We start from the raw sequence: 18,867 nt of genomic DNA, 5'->3' as shown, positions 1-18,867 counted from the left end.
GCCCTCTGATTGGGCGTCTATACGAGATTATCGGCAGCAGAATCGTCTCTTGTTAGACGGCAAGAATGCCGTATTGTTCCTTATTTCGCTGAGGCTGAAGCCACGGCATGAACCGTCTTTGGGAAATAAGTCTTTTCATCATACTCAGGACTCTTCTCCTTTGTATGACAGCTCAGGCACATTCCCGGGTCCACCTTGGTCTTATTCTTGACGTTCATGCGCTCAAGACCATGCGGAAGAGAATCAAGATGGCAAGTCGCACACTCCACTCCAGCAGTCCCATCACTCTTGGCAACCCACTGTCCCAATCTTCGATACATCTCCGAATGACAAGTCAAGCACTCCGGGACAGTGCGCTTTGCATCCACCAGAGTCTTGAGAGCATTGGCATGGCCGCTCTTTAGCCAGTCCTCATACTCCTGAACATGACAAGTCTTGCATAGCTGCGGAGGATAATATGGCCTCCTGTCGGCAGGCGGCAGAGCCTTACCTGAAAGACTGGAACTCCGTGTAACCTGAACACTGGCGGGTTGACCTATTGTCTTTACAGCCTGCTCTCGCTCGCCTTTGACCAGCTTTAGCACAGCCTCATCCTCGGCATAGTTGGTGCCGAGCGACAATTTGCGAACCGATATCTTCGGCTCCAACCCCTTTTCATACTCGATGTCGGCAACACCCAAGAATTTGCCCTGGATGCTTGTGGGACACAGATATGTGCGACCAACAACCTCAGGCTTACCTTTGGACATATTCGCCAAGCCGCCAACGACAATGTCCGGCTCACCGAACTTTGAACCATTTCGCGACAGCCAGTCTTTGTTTATAGTGCCGGACTGATCCAACACAATCAAAATATCCGATGCATCTCGCGCGGATTTATACGCAACGTACCTGGCCTTTCTGACCTGGAATTCATCGTCGGTCTGCGGTGTGACGCCGAATGACACTATGCCTATCTTTACACCATTAACAATCTTTACAATATAAGGCTTCGCCGACTTGTCCGCAGAGGGCCCGGCGTCAAGAACGGTTATCTTCTTGGATTCCAAAGCACTGAAGAACTTGTCTCGTAGACGCAGATCGTTCATGCCGATGCCGACAGCATCATATTGCATCTGCGACATTACGGTGGTGATAACATCCAGTTTTTCAGACGTGTTTGAGAGATTGCCGCTATCAACGATAACGTCATTCGGATTCTCTTTTACAAGAGACGCTAACGCGGTTGCTCGTCGGGCCAGACCGCCCTCCTTGTGACCGCCTCACCCACAAGGCTCGGTGTAACCGAGCAGATCATTTGTGTAGATTATGCGGATCGACTTTGGCTGTTCACCTGCATTGATCCCAACTGAAACCAATGCCGCCAAAAGCAATGTCATCACGCACAATGCTACAAAGACCTTTTGTGATATTCTCACAAAACACCCCATCCTAGAAGTTAGAAGTAAGAAGTTAAAAACTAGTGTCCAAATTCCTTAGCCCGCATTATTCACGAGGAACGTGAATAATGCTCTCAGAGACCCGGATTATGCACTAAGCGCATATCCAGGTTAGTTGTAGTATACGTCGAGCTTGATGTACTGTCAAATCGTTTGTTGCCCAAAAGTCTATAATATAAAACAACCGGCCACACATGATCGCGAGCCGGTTGTAGAGGTAGGTTGCAAAGAATAATGCGAACTAGAATCCTGTGAATAACTCCAGGAACAACAGGTCATTGCCCGGGTCTTTGCCGCCACCGCCCGGATTTGCAGAGTTCTTTTCATACTCCAACTCTGCCCAAACGCCCTTTGCAATCGGCTGGACAAAAGCGAATATCCACTGCTGATTGTCCCAGGTGCGCTGATCGGCTGTCGGAGTCTGGTCGTTGTTCAAAGCATTATAGCGGACATACATACGCTGCAGCTTCTTGTTCGTATAACCGACAAGCAGGTTGTAGCCCGTTATCTTCAGAAAACTGTAGTTGCCGATGTAATACTCGCCCTGGGCAACAAAGTTGCCATGTGCATAACTGGCGTCAAGACCATACTTGTTGTGCGTATCGTCCGTGCCTGCCGGAAGAGAATACGCCGTATACATGGTTGCTGTATCGGTCGTATTCAATTTGCCGAGTGCACCGGAAACATGAGCCTGGAAACACGGCTTGCTGATTCCCAGACGAATGCTGCCCGCAAGCTCACCACTTATGTCCGAAGGTATGTCCTTGTCCACAAAATGCTTCACGACATCAGCAGCCAATACACCCGGATACTCGCCTATGCTGCGAGTGCCTAGAGAAGTGTCCTCATACAAAGTGACACCGCCATCGAACAGACCGGTCTTCTGCGTATACTGGATGCCGACGATTCTGTCCTGAGTGAAAGTCTCAGGCACGATGCCGTACTGTGAAGTCTTTCTGTTGGGATAAGAAGGCGTAATCCCGAAATTGAGCTGTCTGCCCTTGCCTACCCTCACTCGACCCAAACCAAGCGGCATATCCACATATGCGCTCTCCAGATATGTGCGATACTGCTCGGCTGTTGTGTTGTCCGGCAGAACGTCGTTGGGCATCCACTGATGGAAGTAGACTTCCAGATAACCTGTTATGGCCTCACTGATATTGCCCTTGGCGGAAAGAGAGACCCTGTCCACCGTCATTCTCGCATTGCCGCTCTCAGGCGCGTAGAACCTGTTTTGCGCATAGCCGTGAAGTTCGACATTTTGAAGCTGAGCGCCGGCACCTATTGCCAGGCTCAACAATAAACCTATAAGTATTGCCCCAATCAAATATTTTTTCAAAACTTCTCCTCCTCGTGCTTAACGATAGATATTCACATCCAACCTAGTAAATTGTATTTGAACATCACCTCCATATTGAACTGCATTAAGGAAATAATTCAGTTTTACGTGGCTCAGCAGAAGCTTCGCCCCCCCAATACGCTATGCGACACTCCAGTAATTGGCGAAAATCTCTATACGCCTGAACCCTCTCGCATTAACTTCTCTCTCTGTTGTCGACTACACGGTCTTTGGGACCTATGGACTGAAGTGTCTTCGGCTCTACAAGTCGTACTTTCGGCGTAATGCCCAATGCACCGTGAACACGACGCCTGATATCCTCTTCAAGCTCGACCAGCTTGAGCATCTGGTCGCTGATCATGTGGCCGGCCAGTTCGATATTTAAAGTCAGATGATCCAGCCCACCCTCACGATCCAAAACTATCTGATAGCGAGGCTCGACATGCTCGATATCATAAAGGAGCCTCTCGACCTCATGTGGATACACATTCACCCCACGAATGATAATCATATCGTCGGTGCGTTTCATTATTGGCGCTATCCTCAACGTCGTCCGCCCGCACCTGCATGGCTCGCGTGTGATGGAGGTGATGTCTCTGGTCCGATATCGGATCATAGGAAGACCCTCCTTGGTGAGAGTCGTTATTACCAACTCGCCCTCCCGACCCTCCGGCAGGACCTCGAACGTCACAGGGTCAATAATCTCTATCAGAAAATGATCCTCGTTCACATGCAGGCCGCTTTTCAACTCACATTCGCCCGCTATGCCGGGTCCCATCACGGCACTCACACCGTAATTGTCCGTCGCAACTACCTCTAGGCTCGACTCGATCTTTGCCCTCGTATTATCACTCATCGGCTCACCGCCGAATAGACCTGCCCTTAAGCTCAGGCCCGCCGGAGATACACCCATGCGATCCATAACTTCGATCATATAAAGCGCATAACTGGGAGTGCCCACGAGAGCCGTGCTTCGGAAATCCTCCATGATCTGGACCTGACGCTCGGTGTTTCCAGAGGAGATAGGAATAACCGATGCCCCAAGCCTCTCCGCACCACAGTGCATACCGAAACCGCCCGTAAAAAGTCCGTACTCGAATGCGATCTGCACGACATCGTCCTTGGTAAGCCCCGCTGCGCTCAGCACCCGTGCAACAAGCTCAGCCCAATGCTTCAAGTCGTCCCGAGTATATCCCAAGACGATAGGCCGTGACGCCGTGCCCGAAGATGAGTGTATCCGCACTATCTCTCTTAAAGGAACGGCAAACAATTCATAAGGGTAGCCATCGCGAAGGTCGTCTTTCGTCGTAAACGGCAGTTTGGAAATATCACCCAGTGACATAATGTCCTCGGGCACAATGCCGATTTGTGAAAATCGCTTGTGGTAAAACGGCACGTTTCGATATACTCGATTGACCGTAAGCTGCAGCCGCTCCAGTTGAAGCTGCTCCAGCTCATCGCGTTCCATTCGCTCGTATCTACGATTCCAAATAGGCATTTTCGCTACCTTTCGCAAACGCAAATCTCAACGGCTCGGCAGAAACTCGCCCTCCCGGCATTACCTCTCAGACATCTGCCTGTAGCCCTTGCCCAAATACGCCCGTTGGATCTCAGGATTCTTGGCAAGCTCCGAAGCCTGACCCTCCATCACAATCCGGCCGGTCTCCATTACATATGCCCGTTTTGCAATACCAAGCGCAGCCTTTGCGTTTTGCTCGACAATCAGCACGGTTGTCCCAGTTTTGCGCAGGTCGACAATTACCTTAAAAATCTCCTTTACGACCAAAGGCGCAAGTCCCATCGACGGCTCATCTAGCAGCAGCATCTTGGGCGCCGCCATCAGAGCACGACCTATCGCCAGCATCTGCTGCTCGCCGCCGGAAAGCGTCCCGGCAAGCTGAGTCGCCCTCTCACTGAGCCTCGGAAATACCTCATAGACCCTTTCCAGATCACTCGACATATGAGCCTTCTTCGCAAGCCTGCCGCGCCTGTATGCCCCAAGAATCAGATTTTCATAGACCGTCATCCCGGCAAAAAGCTGGCGGCCTTCAGGCACCTGCACAAGCCCCATCTCGACAAGGCGCTCCGATGACTTGCCTGTCACGTTCTCGCCCGCAAAACATACTTCGCCGGTACCGGCTTGTATCACACCCGATATCGTGTTGAGCGCGGTCGTTTTGCCCGCGCCGTTCGGTCCGACAATCGCCACAATCTCGCCAGGATCGACATGAAGTGATATGCCTCGCAGGGCTAGAATGCGGTCGTAATATGTGACAAGACTGCGAATCCTGAGCACTACCTCGCCTCCATGCCCAAATAGGCCGCAATCACATGAGCGTCGTTCTGGACTTCGTAGGGCGTGCCCTCGGCGATCTTTTTGCCCTGATCGAGCACCATTACCTCGTCCGAAATCTCCATTACAAACTGCATGTCATGGTCGACCAGGAGCACGCTTACACCCTCCTTGACTATACGCCGCAGGAGATCACAGAGTTCATCGGTCTCGCGGGTCGATAGACCAGAAGCCGGTTCGTCCAGCAGCAGCAGCCTGGGTCTGCTCGCAAGCGCCCGCGCTATCTCCAGCATCCTCTGTTTGCCGAACGGCAGGCTGCCCGACGGCATGTGTGCCATGTCGGCAAGACCTACCCTGTCGAGCTGTGCAGCCGACTCTTTGAAAATCTTCCTCTCTTCACGCAGGTGACCTGCCCACCTGAGAGCAGCCGACGCGATCCCCTGCCTGCTCCAGCAGTGGCAGCCGACCATAACATTCTCCAAAACCGTCATGTTCTCAAAGAGCTGGACATTCTGAAATGTCCTGGCTAGTCCCAATGAAGCGACCTCATAACACGGCTTGCCCACTATCGAGACACCGCAGACACGTATGTCACCACCGCTTGCGGGCATAACGCCGGTCAGCAGGTTCAACAGTGTGCTCTTGCCCGCTCCGTTGGGACCGATGAGCGCCTTAGTCTGCCCGGCGACTACCATTAAGTCCACATTGTCTACCGCGACAAGCCCGCCGAACGAACGTGTTACCGATTTTGCCTCAATGAGTAATTCCAAGGCTCTATTTCGCCCTTCCACGCCGTGCGGTTCGCCATGCCGCAGCCGCCATATCCGTAATGCCGCGCACAAATCCCTGCGGCAGCATTACCATCACCATTATCAACACCGCGCCAAAAACTATCGGGTCCAAACCCTTGAGCGTAAGACCCATTATGCTGACATCAGCCTTGTCGAGGTTGAGCATCCAGTTCTTGAGAAGCTGGATCACGCTCGCGCCGAAAAGCGCACCCCATACACTCGCCATTCCGCCGACTACTACCATCACCAAAAGCTGAACCGAGACCGCAAACCCGAAATCACCCGGATTCACGTAGCCGACACCCGCATTGTGTGCATGCAGGCTCCCTGCAACCGATGCCATCGCTGCGCTCAAGACAAACACCTGAATCTTGTATCGCTGTGTGTCCACACCTAGTGACTCTGCCGCAACCTCGCTGCTGTGCACCGCCCGAAAAGCCCTTCCGACACGGCTTCGCACAATATTGACCGCAAGCACGAGCGCTATGAATACAAAACCCCAAACCAGATAATAGTATTGCTTCTGTAAATCGACCTGGCCGCCCGCGAGCAATGCGAATATGTTACGCACGAACCCGGGTGAACCGTCGAGCCACGCTATGGAAGGAATGCCGAATATGCCGTCGCTTGAACCGCCGGTCACCGCAGTCCACTGCCTGAAAATTATCTCGACAATGACACCGAAGCCTAAAGTCGCCATGGCGAGATAGTGACCTTTGAGACGCAGCACCTGGCCGCCGATCAGATAGGCAATCAGCGAGGTAAATATTATGCCGACCAGCATGGCCGTCCATGGCGATGCACCGCCTTTCGACAGCACGCCCAGCAAGAACCTGTCACAAACGGCAGCCGAAAGTGCACAGATAATGCCTGCCGCCCCGGCTCTCCACCACTTTATCCTCATGGCGATGCCAAAGAGTGCCATTCCGACGCCATATATGAGCAGTGTTGCCACAAAATGCGATCTCGAAAGCGCTGCAACCCATCCTAAAAGAACAAGTGCCACTGCTCCAAGCGCAAGCCTGCCGCCAGTGACCCTGGCGATAGACATCAGTGCCGCCACACCCGCAATGATGCCTACTCCAGCGCTGAACCCGGGTATCACTTCGGAGGATATTGGACGTACAGTGAGGATCGCGGACGTATATGCCCCGATGCCAAAGAATGCAGCATGACCAAGAGATATCTGCCCTGCATAACCCATCAATAAATTCAGCCCGATGGCAAGCAGCGCACTGATCCCGATATAGATGAGCAGCATCAACCCCGTCTCGCTCGTAAACCTGGGCAAAAATGCGCATACGAGCACAAAAATGATAAACGGCAGCAGGTTCCATAAACTCGATTCCGCCGCAGGACGTCTTACCTTTACCGGAACCACCGCAGAGGTCTCGACTGCCATATCAAGCCACCACCTTTCGGCGAGAAAGCAGACCCTCTGGTCGAACAAAAAGTATCACCAGCAGAATAACGAAAGCTACTGCCTCGCCGTAATCGCTCGAAAGCAGCCCCCCGGCCAGAGACTCGATGATCCCCAGGACTATTCCTGCCGCCACTCCGCCGCCAAAACTGCCCAGCCCTCCCATCACAGCCGCGCAAAAGCCCTTTAGACCTAAGGCAGTGCCCATGTTGCAGCGGGCATAAAAGACCGGCGAGACAGTCACTCCCGCAACAGCGCCCATCGCCGCCGCCATCACAAACGAGAGCACGATCATCTTCTTCACGCTGATCCCGGCGAGCTTTGCACCGGTCGGGTTCATAGAACAAGCACGCATCGCCTGACCGACCAGCGTGTATTTATAGAATAAGTGCATTCCGATAACCAGCAGCGCCGTAATCCCTACGACCCATAGGTCCTGTGCTCTGGCTGCGGCTCCAAATATATGGAAAATTCGATCCTCAACGCCAAATTGCGTCACCCTGCCCGTAAACGGAGCAACCGGAATCGCCTGCTCACCCCAAAAAAGCTGTGCAAGACCGCGAAACATTATCGAAGCGCCTACGGTGATGATTATCAGTGTCACCAAAGACGCTTTCTTGTGCGGTATGATTACGCAAAGTGCCACAAATGCGCCGACCAGACATCCCGCAATGACCGCAACCGGAAATGCAACAGCCAGGCTGAACTTCGCTACCAGCACTGCGGCAACCATTGCGCCTATCATCACAAACTCACCCTGAGCTAAGTTAATCACCTGGGTGGAATTGTAGATGATCGAAAAACCGATCGCTACTATCGCATATATGCATCCGCTGGTAATCCCTGAGACTACCAGTTGGGGAATCTGACCTAATTGATCCAATTACTACCTCGATAATAGCTGAGAGCGGAGAGTGGAGAGCCAAAAGCCCGGACCATCACCGTTCGGTTAACTATCCAAACTGATGAGTGGCGACCTCCGAATCGTCACCAGTTAACCAAAATTAATAGGAGGCTGGATGCGAAACTTCCAACCTCCTGTATTTCACACTATTAGGTGCTATTTGAGCGCCCACTTGCCGTTTTTTATCTGAACGAGAGCAAAAGCATTCTTGTCCAGGCCGGCATGATCTTTTGAACTGAAATCAAATACACCGCTGATGCCGACAAACTTCTTCTGGCCCTCTATCGCTTTTCTGACTTTCGCGCGGTCGCCGCCCACCTTCTTTATGGCATCCGTCACAAGTGTGAACGCATCCCACGCATGCCCGCCGAATGTGTTTGCAGGCCTTTTATACGTCTTAATATACTGAGAGGAATACTTCACAAGCTGCTTCTTCTGAAGATCGGATGATGATATCTCTTTGGCAACAATCAGCTTGCCGGCGGGAAATATCACACCCTCGGCTGCGCTTCCAGCGAGTTCGATGAACTTCATGTTCGCGACGCCATGACTCATAATCAATGGTATCTTGATCCCAAGTCGCTTCACATCCTTGGCCACAATCGCAGGACCGGGATTTGTGCCCCAGCAGATGATTGCCTGAGGCTTTGCAGCGCGGATCTTGGTGAGCTGAGCCGTCATAGAAGTGTCGGCTGTGTTAAACGATTCCAGCGCAACCGTCTTGATCCCAGCCTTCGCTGCTACAGCCATCCACTGATCGCGGCCGCTGGAACCATATGCATTGGAATCATTTATAAATCCCACACGCTTGATCTTCTTCGACTTCAAATAGACGATGATCTTTTCAACCGCGAGCGAATCGGCCTGCGCCGTCTTGAAGACATATGGCTTCACCGGCTCGACAATCTTGATGCTTGCCGCGCATGAGACGAGCGGCACCTTCGCATTCTGGCACATTTGAGTAATCGCCAGACTCGGACCCGAAAGAGTGGGACCGATTATTGCAACCACTTCCTTGTTGGCCAGCAATTTTTGACACGCCTGCACCGCCTGCGCAGGACTGCCGCCGTCATCGTAAAACTCAACCTTTACCGGACGACCCTTGATGCCGCCAGACTTGTTTACCTTTTCTACAAGCATCTGGACAGTTTCGCGCTCCGGCACACCCAGAGGAGCATTGTCACCAGTGGTCGAGAAGATCGCACCGATGACATACGGTTTTTTTGCACCCTTTGCACCCCAACTCGGTGCAACAACCAGCACTGCAATAACTACAACAACCAACAAAACCAGCAAACGCTTAACCATTCTCCTAACCCCCCAATTGATTTTCGATTGATTATTGATTATTGAGTATTAGTTTTTGTTTTCTGGTATAAGTTCAAGGCCGTATTTACTCAGATTGCATATAGTGTCTCGCCGTCGAGGATCTTGACGCCCTTCTTCTGCAAAGACGTAATAGCCTCGTCGACCTTTTCGACCCTGAATATCACTATCGCGTTCTCGCCGGAAGCACCGACAAATGCATACATATACTCGATGTTTAGGCCGCACTCGGCAAATGCGTCTATTATTCCGGCCAGACCACCGGGCTTGTCGGGAACCTCAATTGCCAGCACCTCTGTCAGCGCAACAGTGAAACCTGCCTTCGTCAGTACCGACTTCGCCTGGGCAGGATCGTTGACTATAAGCCTGAGAAGACCATAATCGATGGTGTCGGCAATCGATAATGCACGCACATTGATACCAGAGTCCGCCAGAGTCCGAGTTACATCCGCAAGACGACCTGATTTGTTTTCTATAAATACAGATAGCTGACTTACTTTCATTTGTACAGATCCCTCCTGTCAACAATTCTCTTCGCCTTGCCTTCACTGCGTGCTATGCTCTTTGGCTCCACAAGTTTGACCTTCAGCGAAATGCCCAACAATGAATGCAACTCGCCTGCAATCTTGCGCTCCATGGCCTCCAGTGCTCTAACCTCATCCGAAACCAGTTCGGGAGAGACTTCTACCCAGACCTCCATCGTGTCCATCTCACCTTCGCTGCGGTCCACAACGATCATGTAATGCGGCTCAGTGCCTTCCATTTCCATCAAGACACTCTCTATCTGGCTCGGGAACACATTAACACCGCGAACGATGAGCATGTCGTCAGTCCTGCCCATTATTCTGTGAACTCTGTTGAACGTTCGCCCGCAGGGGCATGGTTCGTCAAACATATATGTGATGTCGTGAGTCCTATAGCGAAGGATCGGCAGAGCCTCTTTTGTCAGGCTGGTAAAGACAAGCTCGCCCTTGCTGCCCGGCGGCAGCGGCTCGTCCGTATCCGGGTCGACTATCTCGGCTATGAAATGATCCTCATTGATATGAAGACCGTTCTTTTCCAGACACTCATACGCAACGCCCGGACCCATGACCTCGCTCAGACCGTATATGTCCAGAGCATCTATATTGAGCAGCTCTTCGATCTTGCGGCGCATATTTTCAGTCCATGGCTCCGCGCCGAGAAACGCAGCCTTCAGCGGCAGTTTGGAAGTATCCACACCCATCTCATGAGCAGTCTCTCCGATAAGCTCGGCGTAACTGGGAGTGCAACACAAGACCGTGCTCCCGAAATCCTGCATGATCTGGATCTGGCGCTTGGTGTTGCCGCCCGAGATTGGCACTACGGATGCACCTATGCGCTCGGCACCGCAGTGCGCACCCAGCCCACCGGTAAACAAACCATATCCATACGCATTCTGCACTATGTCACCCTTGGTGGTGCCGCCTGCGCCCAGCGTGCGCGCTATACATTCCGCCCATATTCCAATATCACCTTGTGTATAGCCTACCACGACAGGTTTGCCTGTCGTGCCGGAACTCGCATGGACCCTGACCACCTTGTCCATCGATACCGCATACATGCCAAATGGATAATTGTCCCTGAAGTCAACCTTGGTGGTAAACGGTATCTTGGAGATATCCTCTATGCCGCGTATATGCTCGGGACGCAGGCCTATTTCGTCAAACTTGCGCTTGTAGGCCGGAACATTCTCATAAGCATGCCTGACCGTCTTCATCAACCGATAGTTGCGCAGCGCATCCAACTCGCCTCGGTCGACGCATTCGGCGTCTTTATTCCAATAATGCATTTTATATGTTGCCTCCGCACAAAAAGAGGTTAGAAACTTTGTAAAAGTTTCTTAAGCTCTGCATATTATCCCACAAGAAAACCGTCTTAGCAAATGTAAACAATCATCAGGACATAGGCCCGCGAAGCATATAAGCTGAGCTTATTACAAAAATATTTCCAGCAGACTGCAGCAGATTCCTTCTTTTGCTTAAGATTTTGCTCACAATTATCCCATTAATATTCTTCCGAACTTAAGGTAGCAGGCACATTTGACTAATTGTTGAGCTATAGACAAAAAAACAGCCCCGCAAAACATCGCAGGGCTGAGATGAAATATCAGTCGATATCCGTCAATACATGCGCATTTATATTGCTTGCAGAACCTGACGTGACCAGACCACCCGTGCCGAGCAGATATACCAGATAATCATCAGTGGTTACAGTCGCGCTGTACGGCAGCGTGCCTCTGACGACCGCCTGATATATGTTTACAGGGCTGTAATCATCATTGGTATTGAACCAATTAACGTCATCATATACCGGCGCCTCGCTGATAACCGGATACTGATAAGGCGGCTTGAGCGGATTTACAGACCAGAAATTTTGTGTGTTGGCAACATCTGCTGCAGCCAGCAGAGGAGCGACGTTCGCACCGACAAGGTTTGCAACCGTGCTGCTTGCGGCATCGGTAATAAATACCAGCACTTGGGAAACATAACCTGTGAAATCATCCTGAGCATATGTATACCAATAGGGCAGCATTATTATTTTGGTATACGCATAATTGGGTAAAACCTGCGCCTGTTTGATCCTGTATTTGGAGCCGGTAGAAACCCATTTGCCGCCAAGCGGGCCTGTCGCCACTATGGGAGCATCGATCACAGTATCTGATGGGGTCAAATCGGCCTGGACACCATCAAGCGGCATGCCATGCGGGTTTGTGTTCTCATCATAGTCATCGGAATTCATGACCACCCACGGAGTCGTGATCCACTCGACATACACAATCTGCCAAATGCCCGAATAGGTGCCGCCCGGAGCCGCTGAAAAAACCGGATTCTGACTTGAATTTGTGAAAATGTACATATAGGCATTTGCATTTCCAATCAGGCTGCTGAGTTTTTTACTCAGATCCAGGTCGTAACTCCACGCAAACGATATGCTGTTGGTCTCACATGGCACAAACCATGCAAGCTGGTTGTTATACCAACCGCGCTGCATTTCAACATCCATGTAGCCATCCGGCTTCGGGAAGACTGCAAGAGATGCGCCTGTGCTCATCACAATCAACACGGCAACCATCACAAACAAGAGACTGTACCGAACCATCATTCATTCCTCCTTCTAGTTGTTGACAGGTTAACTACTACTTCTAGTGACAAGCAGCGGTATTATTTGCTGCTTTTGTCCACTGCCGCAGTAATTACCCCTGACGATTTCTACACAAAACGTAATGGTGACATTTTGTCACACTTGTGTCATTGTGTCAGTTTGCCACTTGCCCTTGACACCTCTTGAATGCGATCTTATAATAGACTCACTGATGATGGGGGTGAACTACACTGAGAGTAAGAGCTAAGGAACTTAGAAGAACCAGAAAACGAGCGCAAGAAAACTACAAGGCAAGGCTTCGAGAAGAGTCTAAGAAGAGGAAATAGCTCGTTTTTATAGCCTTGATTATGCGGAAAGTGCATAATCAGGGATTCGATAGCATTATTCACGCTCCTCGTGAATAATGCGTGCTATAGCGTGATGCCGGCCAGAGGCTGCTCGATGCGGTCGATGAGTCGGCTTGTCTTTGTACGCTCGTCAAAAGCTACCCACAAACAGTTATCCACAGCATCATGGATCGACTCTACGTGAGTAATCAAGATTATCTGCTCGAATCTGTTCTTGAGGTTTTGCAGGAGAGATATCACATTGTCACGGCGGCTGTCATCCAGCGAACCGAATACCTCGTCCAAAACCAGCAGTGAGAAAGACTGCCCTGCCCTATCGGCTATCATCTGAGATATCGCCAACCTCAGCGCCAGGTTCACTATATCATCCTCACCGCCTGAAATTACCGGTTTGAGTTCGCCGTCGTCACGGATGGTGGCCTGGTAGCTGTCGTTGATCTCAAGTGTATCGTAGCGGCCGTCAGTCATCATTGCCAGAAGCTCGCTTGCTATGGCCTCAAGCTCGGGGCGAATTCTGTCGTTGAGTTCGGCTCTGAGCTTATCCATTGCTTGGGCAAGAGTCTCCAAATGCAAGCGCTCCGAGCGCTTATGCTTCAGACCCTCCATCCTGGACTTATACTGCTCCTCCTCACGCTCGATTGCAGTATGCAGCGCACTCGCGATATTTACCTCACCATGCTCGCGTTCGAGCTGAAGAGCAGACGCATTCAGCGCGGCAGTCGCCTCTTCATACTCACGCATGAGCTTCTCGCGGTCATCCGGCGAAAACGCAAGGTCCGCCAGAGTCTTCTGTGACTCCTCAATCTCCTTTACCCGGGCTGCGAGTCCTGCTTCAAGTTCTGAAATCTCTGTGCGGACAGCAGGCAGGCGTTCCAAAGCCGACTTCAAGGCTATGGCACGATCATGAAATGGACGAAGTTCGTCGCCCGCCTTACGCAGTTCGGCATACCTGGTCTGATCGAAACCACCTGGGATCGATTCGATTTGCTTTCGCATGGAATCATGTTCAGCCATGCGCGAATGTATCTGCTCACCAAGACTCTTTTTCTCCGCAACAAGCGCATCTGCAGCAGCTTTTTCATTTCTGAGCTTTTCGATCTGGGCTGCAAAGTTTGCGCGCTCTGCTTCCATCTTCTGAATCTGCGCTGAGTCAGACTTACGCGCAGCAGTATTACTCTGTACCTGTGCGATCTGGTCAGTGATATCTTTTATTTGAGCATCGAAATTGGCTAGTACTGTGGGCAGTTCGTCACCAAGCGGTCTCTCGCATGTCGGGCATGCGCCCTTGGCTCCCGCCTCGGCAATCTGTGCACGTTTGGCCTCGATCTCAGCCTGTCGTGACATGAGATTATTTATCTGCGCCTTGTCAGTATGCTCCTGTGCTATTCTTTGCTCTCTTGCCGTGCGCAGCATCTCTTCGGACTTGGCAAGAGCCTGCTCACCCGCTGCAAGCGCCGCAGATGCGCGCAGTTGACCCTCGTCCACCCTAGCCAGTTCCCTCTCACGCGACTGCAAACGCTTGATATCCTGCTCAATCGCTGCAATCTGACCAACCAAACGCTGGCGGTCGCCCTCATGTTTTTGAAGCTCCGCCAATTTTCGATATTCGACCTTTGCCTGCTCGAATTCATCCAGCTTTGGCGCCAGAGCATCAAGTTCCTTCTGTTTCGACTCCATATCGGCAAGCTCGGCCTTGATCTGGGTCATGCGGTCCCCGGAACGTTTGACATCCGCACGGTCGAACTCCAGTCTGCGCGATATCTCATCGAAGCGCTTCGACTTTTGATCCGAAGCCTCTTTCATCGGTTTGAGCTTGTCAACTGCCTCAGCCGATGTCTTTTGGACTCTCTCGGCCTCGGCAAGAGACGATTTAGCCATAGCAAGCCGTGCATTGGCCTCTTTCTTGCGCTCCTTAAGCTCCTCCGGGTCGGCAAGACCCTTTTCCAGTCCCTCAATCTCACGGTTCAGACCCTTGCGATCCTCATTTGCCTTGTCGCGAGCCTTGGTGACCCGGTCATAACCCAGCATCTTGCCTATAGAAGCCGCACGCGCTCGACCGTCCATCGAAGCCATAAACTCCAGAGCCTTCTGACCCGTGAAGAAACTCGTGAAGAATGCGCGGTAATCCATGCCGAGCAGCTTTGTGACCGACTCGGAAACCTCAGTCATGCCCGAGCGCAGTGGACGGCCATCGACTTCCAATACAGCCGTACCCGACTTGCCATGACTGTCAAGCGTGCGCGCCACTTTATAGACCGAACCACCAAGCTCGAACGTGAGGTTCACGCCGACCTTTGCCCCACCCTCGCTTGCCTTGGTGCGGATAGTGTCGTTTGTCCCGCGGACTGCGGGCGCGCCATAGAGCGCCCACGCGAGAGCCTCCAGCACTGTGGACTTGCCCGCGCCGTTTGGACCGATGATGCCGGTCACGCCGTCGGTGAAGGTGATCGACGAATCGATATGCTGTCTAAAGTTTTTGAGTTCAAGGCTTATTAATTTCATTCTGACTGTGCCATTTTGATCAGATAATCCCGGCCAAGGTCTACAAACCGCTCGCGGTCGACGCCTGCAGGAATGTCGTAGACTTTCGCGAACTCATCCCACTCCTCTTCCAGAGGCTTAGCCGCACCCGACTCCGACGCCGAAGTAAGAGTCCGGCCATCACGGCTGGGAGGACGAAGTTGAAGCTCGAAATGCAGAGCCTCTGATCTGACCTGGCGTATTAGTGAGAAATCAAGGTCCGCTTGCACAGACCTGTGCAAGTTTTCGACTACAAGTCTAACAATCTTGTCCTCATAACCGCCCTTGATGCTCTCAACCTTGCGCTGGATCATTGTGTTAAGGTCACCAGCGACTACACCTGCCGCATCTATCGGGCGAAGGTCGATTACATCACGAGTGTCTATCTTATGGAAATCGACCAGCTTATGCTCATCGAGGTCATACTCAATCAGGCCCTTGGGCTGTTTGGTCTCACTCCAGATATTGGTGCTGGTGTACTCTGTCGACCCTGCATAGTATGCATTCGGCGCAAGCTCCTCGAACACGTGATAGTGGCCAAAGGCTATATAATCCCAGGCGTCCGATATCACCTGGTCACGCCTGATCTCATAAAGATCGTAGGCATTGTGTATCACGCCCTCGAGTGTGCCGTGAACCATCAGCACATTGTACTTACTCGACGTGTCAGGCTCTATCTTGAGTGAATTCAAATTCGGCAGCGCTCTATGGCAGAGGCAGAATACAGACATGTGCAAGTTATCGAGTTTAACTTGCACATACTCTGAGTGCGCAACGTATACATCCGGCACGTTTGCGAACAAATCCAGTATGCAGCCGGTATCTGTCGAGCGGGGCGAGTCGTGGTTGCCGCCGATTATCACGACAGGTGCGGCTGTCTTGTTTCTCAGATTGGTGAACTCGCGGAAAGTCTGTTGGATGGTGAGGTTGCTCGGACGGACGACGTGAAACATGTCCCCGGCGATTAAAATTACATCCGGGTCTATCTCGATTACCTTGGCGAGTGCCTGCCTGAACGCCTGGAAGACATCAGCTTCGCGGCGGTTTATGCCCTGGCTGGTTATTCTGTTGTATGCGCGGTAGCCCAGATGGGGGTCCGCTATGTGTGCGATTTTCATGGTTAGTTAAAAAGTTTGAATGTAATACATGCAAAAGACTAAATGGAACTTAGTCTATTATTCTTAGTTGCGTAAGTTTCTTTTGTAGCTCCAGTATCCCTTTCTCCGTAACGCCAGTACGCTCGACGTGCAATATGTGCAATTCTGATAACCCCACGAGATTATTCAATCCAATGTCAGTGACATTAGAAAGACCACTAAGGTATAGATGCCTAAGTCTTGTCATTTTTTCAAGGTACTTCAAGCCCAAATCATTAATATGCGTATCACTCAGAACTAATTCATTCAGTTTTGTAAGGTCTCTAAGATAAGACAACCCATCATTCGTTATATGATTGCCACTCAGCACTAAACTCTGCAGTTCTGTAAAATCACCCAGACATTTCAATCCTTCATCGGTAATATTAGTAGCATGTATAGTAAGTTTCAATAAACCATTCAAGTCCTTAATATTTTGCATTCCTTTATTAGTAATATTCGCACGGCCAAGATTTAATACTTGCAAATGGCTTAAAGAGCCAAGGTACTTTAATCCGATATCGGTTATAAGCGTATCATTAAGAAATAGTTCTTGTAATTCGATCAACTTACCGATGTGCTTCAGTCCTATATCTGTAATTAGCGTACCAGCTAGATTTAGCACCCTGAGGCCAGTTAACGTCTTGAATTGACGTATGTCCTTATCTGTCACATGAGCACAATTGAGGTCGAGATTCTCAATCTCGTCAAGCCGACCAACTGGAATAATATCACCATCTTCGATATCTAATTCTTTTCTAATCGCTTGTGCAATTGTATCTGCAAAATCTGGAGAAAAACCTGTAGCACGTTGCGTCTGTGCAAAATCACGAACTGCTCGTCGAAGTTCAATATCTGTAAGCCATGATTCACCCTGGGAACGCAAAGCATCAAGTAATTCCGGATGCGTAGATAACTTGTCTATAATTCCTAAACGCTTAGATGTTTCTCTACGATCATCCTCATGCACATTCGTAGAAGCCTCATTTTGAAGAGACTCAACTGATCCAATGCGATCTAAAGCATTCATTTCTATTGCACCACATAGCAATTCATCATTGATAAGCTCAGCATATAAATCGCCTAGAAGATGATCAAGAATTCTATTAAAAGCCAAGGCGGCAGCAATGTCTTGTGTAAGTTCCTGATACTTAGACAGATTAGCGTCGCCACTACGATCAATGAGCTGCCAAAGACTACAATCAAGTAAAAAGTTATTGATCAGCCTTATCAGGCTCCGCGGGTTTGTTTCTGCACCACAGGCTAACACCGGCTGAATATTCAGTAGTGCTTTTATCTGCTGTTGCGTTGCTCCATGTTTATCAGCAACATCTGTAACAGTCCGTTTAACAAAATCATTAAATCTGGTTCGATGACTAGGAATGGGGATAGGTAACTGGATTATCTTCTCCATATAGAAACGGCCCCAATCACCTTCTTTGCCATCAAAGTGATCACGGTATCGCTTTTGAAGATATCCCTCTATTGGACGCCTATCAACAGCAAGCACAAATACAAACCCAGGTTGCGCAAGAATAAGCTTTATACTTTCAAGTAAAAAAACGGCCTTATCCGGCTGGCAGCGATCCAGATCATCTACAAATACAGCTATCTTTACTTTGCTTCCATCACGAGCAACTTTCTCGAGCATTTCAAAAGCAGAGTGATACATCATCTCCCCTTGAAGAGGATTTGACTGGTTTCCAATCAGCTCTTCTGCTTTGAGAGCTTTGTCCGCATCAAACTCTACACCAACTTTGCCAACAAGAGGCATTCCGACTTCACCGGAGAACTTCATTCCACGAGCTAAGGCTCGAATTGATGCGCCCACTTTGCTGAGAGCTTCCAGTGATTCGTTTTTGTCAACTTTCTTTTCAATCTCATCCGCGATGGCAGCTACAAGTGGAAAAAGTGGATGTTCCTCCCGTTCAAATTGCCAAGCATTGAACCACACTGTGACAACGTCTTGGTGATGCTCGTCAATGAGTGCCTTAGTCAACTTTAGAAGAGTCGTCTTGCCATAACCCCACTCACCATGGACACCAATAGTGAAAGGTCCACGCGTACCAACGACCGAACCGGCAATCATCTTTGCCCAGGGCATCAGGCCAAGATAATCGTGTTCTAGATCATCAATAGGCTGATCTTCGATTAATGGAATTAAATCAAAATCAGTATTTAGGTCTTTTGTGCTTTTTTGTGGCATATTCTTTGTCCTGGAAATCGAGA

15 protein-coding genes are annotated in these 18,867 nt (G+C 50.5%); all 15 read right to left on the bottom strand.

Translation table 11 applies throughout. The annotated features are described in order from the left end of the window. Positions 1–80: 80 nt before the first annotated feature. Positions 81–1,124 (bottom strand): hypothetical protein, encoded by a 1,044-nt coding sequence (locus LLG46_06390; GenBank protein MCE5322927.1) that lies wholly within the window; start codon positions 1,122–1,124, stop codon positions 81–83. Between the two features lie 138 nt (positions 1,125–1,262). Further along, positions 1,263–1,418, bottom strand: coding sequence for a hypothetical protein (locus LLG46_06385; protein MCE5322926.1), 156 nt, complete (start codon positions 1,416–1,418; stop codon positions 1,263–1,265). A gap of 262 nt (positions 1,419–1,680) precedes the next feature. Continuing rightward, positions 1,681–2,778: a hypothetical protein gene (locus LLG46_06380; GenBank protein ID MCE5322925.1), complete on the bottom strand. Its 1,098-nt coding sequence runs from the start codon at positions 2,776–2,778 to the stop codon at positions 1,681–1,683. A 196-nt stretch (positions 2,779–2,974) separates the two neighbouring features. Then, the gene (locus LLG46_06375) at positions 2,975–4,276 is read right to left on the bottom strand and encodes a phenylacetate--CoA ligase (GenBank protein ID MCE5322924.1); all 1,302 of its coding nucleotides are present in this window, start codon (positions 4,274–4,276) and stop codon (positions 2,975–2,977) included. A 60-nt stretch (positions 4,277–4,336) separates the two neighbouring features. Next, a complete protein-coding gene (locus LLG46_06370) occupies positions 4,337–5,074 on the bottom strand; it encodes an ABC transporter ATP-binding protein (protein ID MCE5322923.1) in 738 nt (245 codons plus the stop codon). Further along, on the bottom strand, positions 5,074–5,841 hold the full coding sequence (locus tag LLG46_06365) for an ABC transporter ATP-binding protein (protein ID MCE5322922.1): 768 nt from the start codon (positions 5,839–5,841) through the stop codon (positions 5,074–5,076). The genes LLG46_06370 and LLG46_06365 overlap by 1 nt, the downstream gene beginning before the upstream one ends. A gap of 4 nt (positions 5,842–5,845) precedes the next feature. Beyond that, positions 5,846–7,264 (bottom strand): branched-chain amino acid ABC transporter permease, encoded by a 1,419-nt coding sequence (locus LLG46_06360; GenBank protein MCE5322921.1) that lies wholly within the window; start codon positions 7,262–7,264, stop codon positions 5,846–5,848. 1 nt (position 7,265) lies between these two features. Continuing rightward, positions 7,266–8,165 (bottom strand): branched-chain amino acid ABC transporter permease, encoded by a 900-nt coding sequence (locus tag LLG46_06355; protein MCE5322920.1) that lies wholly within the window; start codon positions 8,163–8,165, stop codon positions 7,266–7,268. 177 nt (positions 8,166–8,342) lie between these two features. After that, the gene (locus tag LLG46_06350; protein ID MCE5322919.1) at positions 8,343–9,494 is read right to left on the bottom strand and encodes an ABC transporter substrate-binding protein; all 1,152 of its coding nucleotides are present in this window, start codon (positions 9,492–9,494) and stop codon (positions 8,343–8,345) included. Positions 9,495–9,583: 89 nt separating this feature from the next. Continuing rightward, on the bottom strand, positions 9,584–10,015 hold the full coding sequence (locus LLG46_06345; GenBank protein MCE5322918.1) for an ACT domain-containing protein: 432 nt from the start codon (positions 10,013–10,015) through the stop codon (positions 9,584–9,586). Next, positions 10,012–11,322, bottom strand: a complete 1,311-nt coding sequence (locus tag LLG46_06340; protein MCE5322917.1) for a phenylacetate--CoA ligase — start codon at positions 11,320–11,322, stop codon at positions 10,012–10,014. Before LLG46_06340 ends, LLG46_06345 begins: the two co-directional genes overlap by 4 nt. A gap of 317 nt (positions 11,323–11,639) precedes the next feature. Then, on the bottom strand, positions 11,640–12,635 hold the full coding sequence (locus LLG46_06335; protein MCE5322916.1) for a hypothetical protein: 996 nt from the start codon (positions 12,633–12,635) through the stop codon (positions 11,640–11,642). 410 nt (positions 12,636–13,045) lie between these two features. After that, on the bottom strand, positions 13,046–15,484 hold the full coding sequence (locus LLG46_06330; protein ID MCE5322915.1) for an SMC family ATPase: 2,439 nt from the start codon (positions 15,482–15,484) through the stop codon (positions 13,046–13,048). Then, positions 15,481–16,620, bottom strand: a complete 1,140-nt coding sequence (locus tag LLG46_06325) for a DNA repair exonuclease (GenBank protein MCE5322914.1) — start codon at positions 16,618–16,620, stop codon at positions 15,481–15,483. Before LLG46_06325 ends, LLG46_06330 begins: the two co-directional genes overlap by 4 nt. Before the next feature lie 49 nt (positions 16,621–16,669). After that, entirely contained in the window at positions 16,670–18,844 is a 2,175-nt protein-coding gene (locus LLG46_06320; GenBank protein MCE5322913.1) for a hypothetical protein, read from the bottom strand. Between the last annotated feature and the right edge of the window lie 23 nt (positions 18,845–18,867).

This window comes from bacterium, assembly GCA_021371935.1.
GTDB lineage: Bacteria > Armatimonadota > UBA5829 > UBA5829 > UBA5829 > UBA5829.
This window is presented reverse-complemented; position numbering and strand designations above follow the sequence as displayed.

Coding starts and splice junctions, on each gene's coding strand:
- LLG46_06390 (MCE5322927.1), bottom strand. CDS start 1,124: ATGTCGCAGATGCAATATGATGCTGTCGGCATCGGCATGAACGATCTG.
- LLG46_06375 (MCE5322924.1), bottom strand. CDS start 4,276: ATGCCTATTTGGAATCGTAGATACGAGCGAATGGAACGCGATGAGCTG.
- LLG46_06360 (MCE5322921.1), bottom strand. CDS start 7,264: ATGGCAGTCGAGACCTCTGCGGTGGTTCCGGTAAAGGTAAGACGTCCT.
- LLG46_06350 (MCE5322919.1), bottom strand. CDS start 9,494: ATGGTTAAGCGTTTGCTGGTTTTGTTGGTTGTTGTAGTTATTGCAGTG.
- LLG46_06345 (MCE5322918.1), bottom strand. CDS start 10,015: ATGAAAGTAAGTCAGCTATCTGTATTTATAGAAAACAAATCAGGTCGT.
- LLG46_06340 (MCE5322917.1), bottom strand. CDS start 11,322: ATGCATTATTGGAATAAAGACGCCGAATGCGTCGACCGAGGCGAGTTG.
- LLG46_06335 (MCE5322916.1), bottom strand. CDS start 12,635: ATGATGGTTCGGTACAGTCTCTTGTTTGTGATGGTTGCCGTGTTGATT.
- LLG46_06330 (MCE5322915.1), bottom strand. CDS start 15,484: ATGAAATTAATAAGCCTTGAACTCAAAAACTTTAGACAGCATATCGAT.
- LLG46_06325 (MCE5322914.1), bottom strand. CDS start 16,620: ATGAAAATCGCACACATAGCGGACCCCCATCTGGGCTACCGCGCATAC.
- LLG46_06320 (MCE5322913.1), bottom strand. CDS start 18,844: ATGCCACAAAAAAGCACAAAAGACCTAAATACTGATTTTGATTTAATT.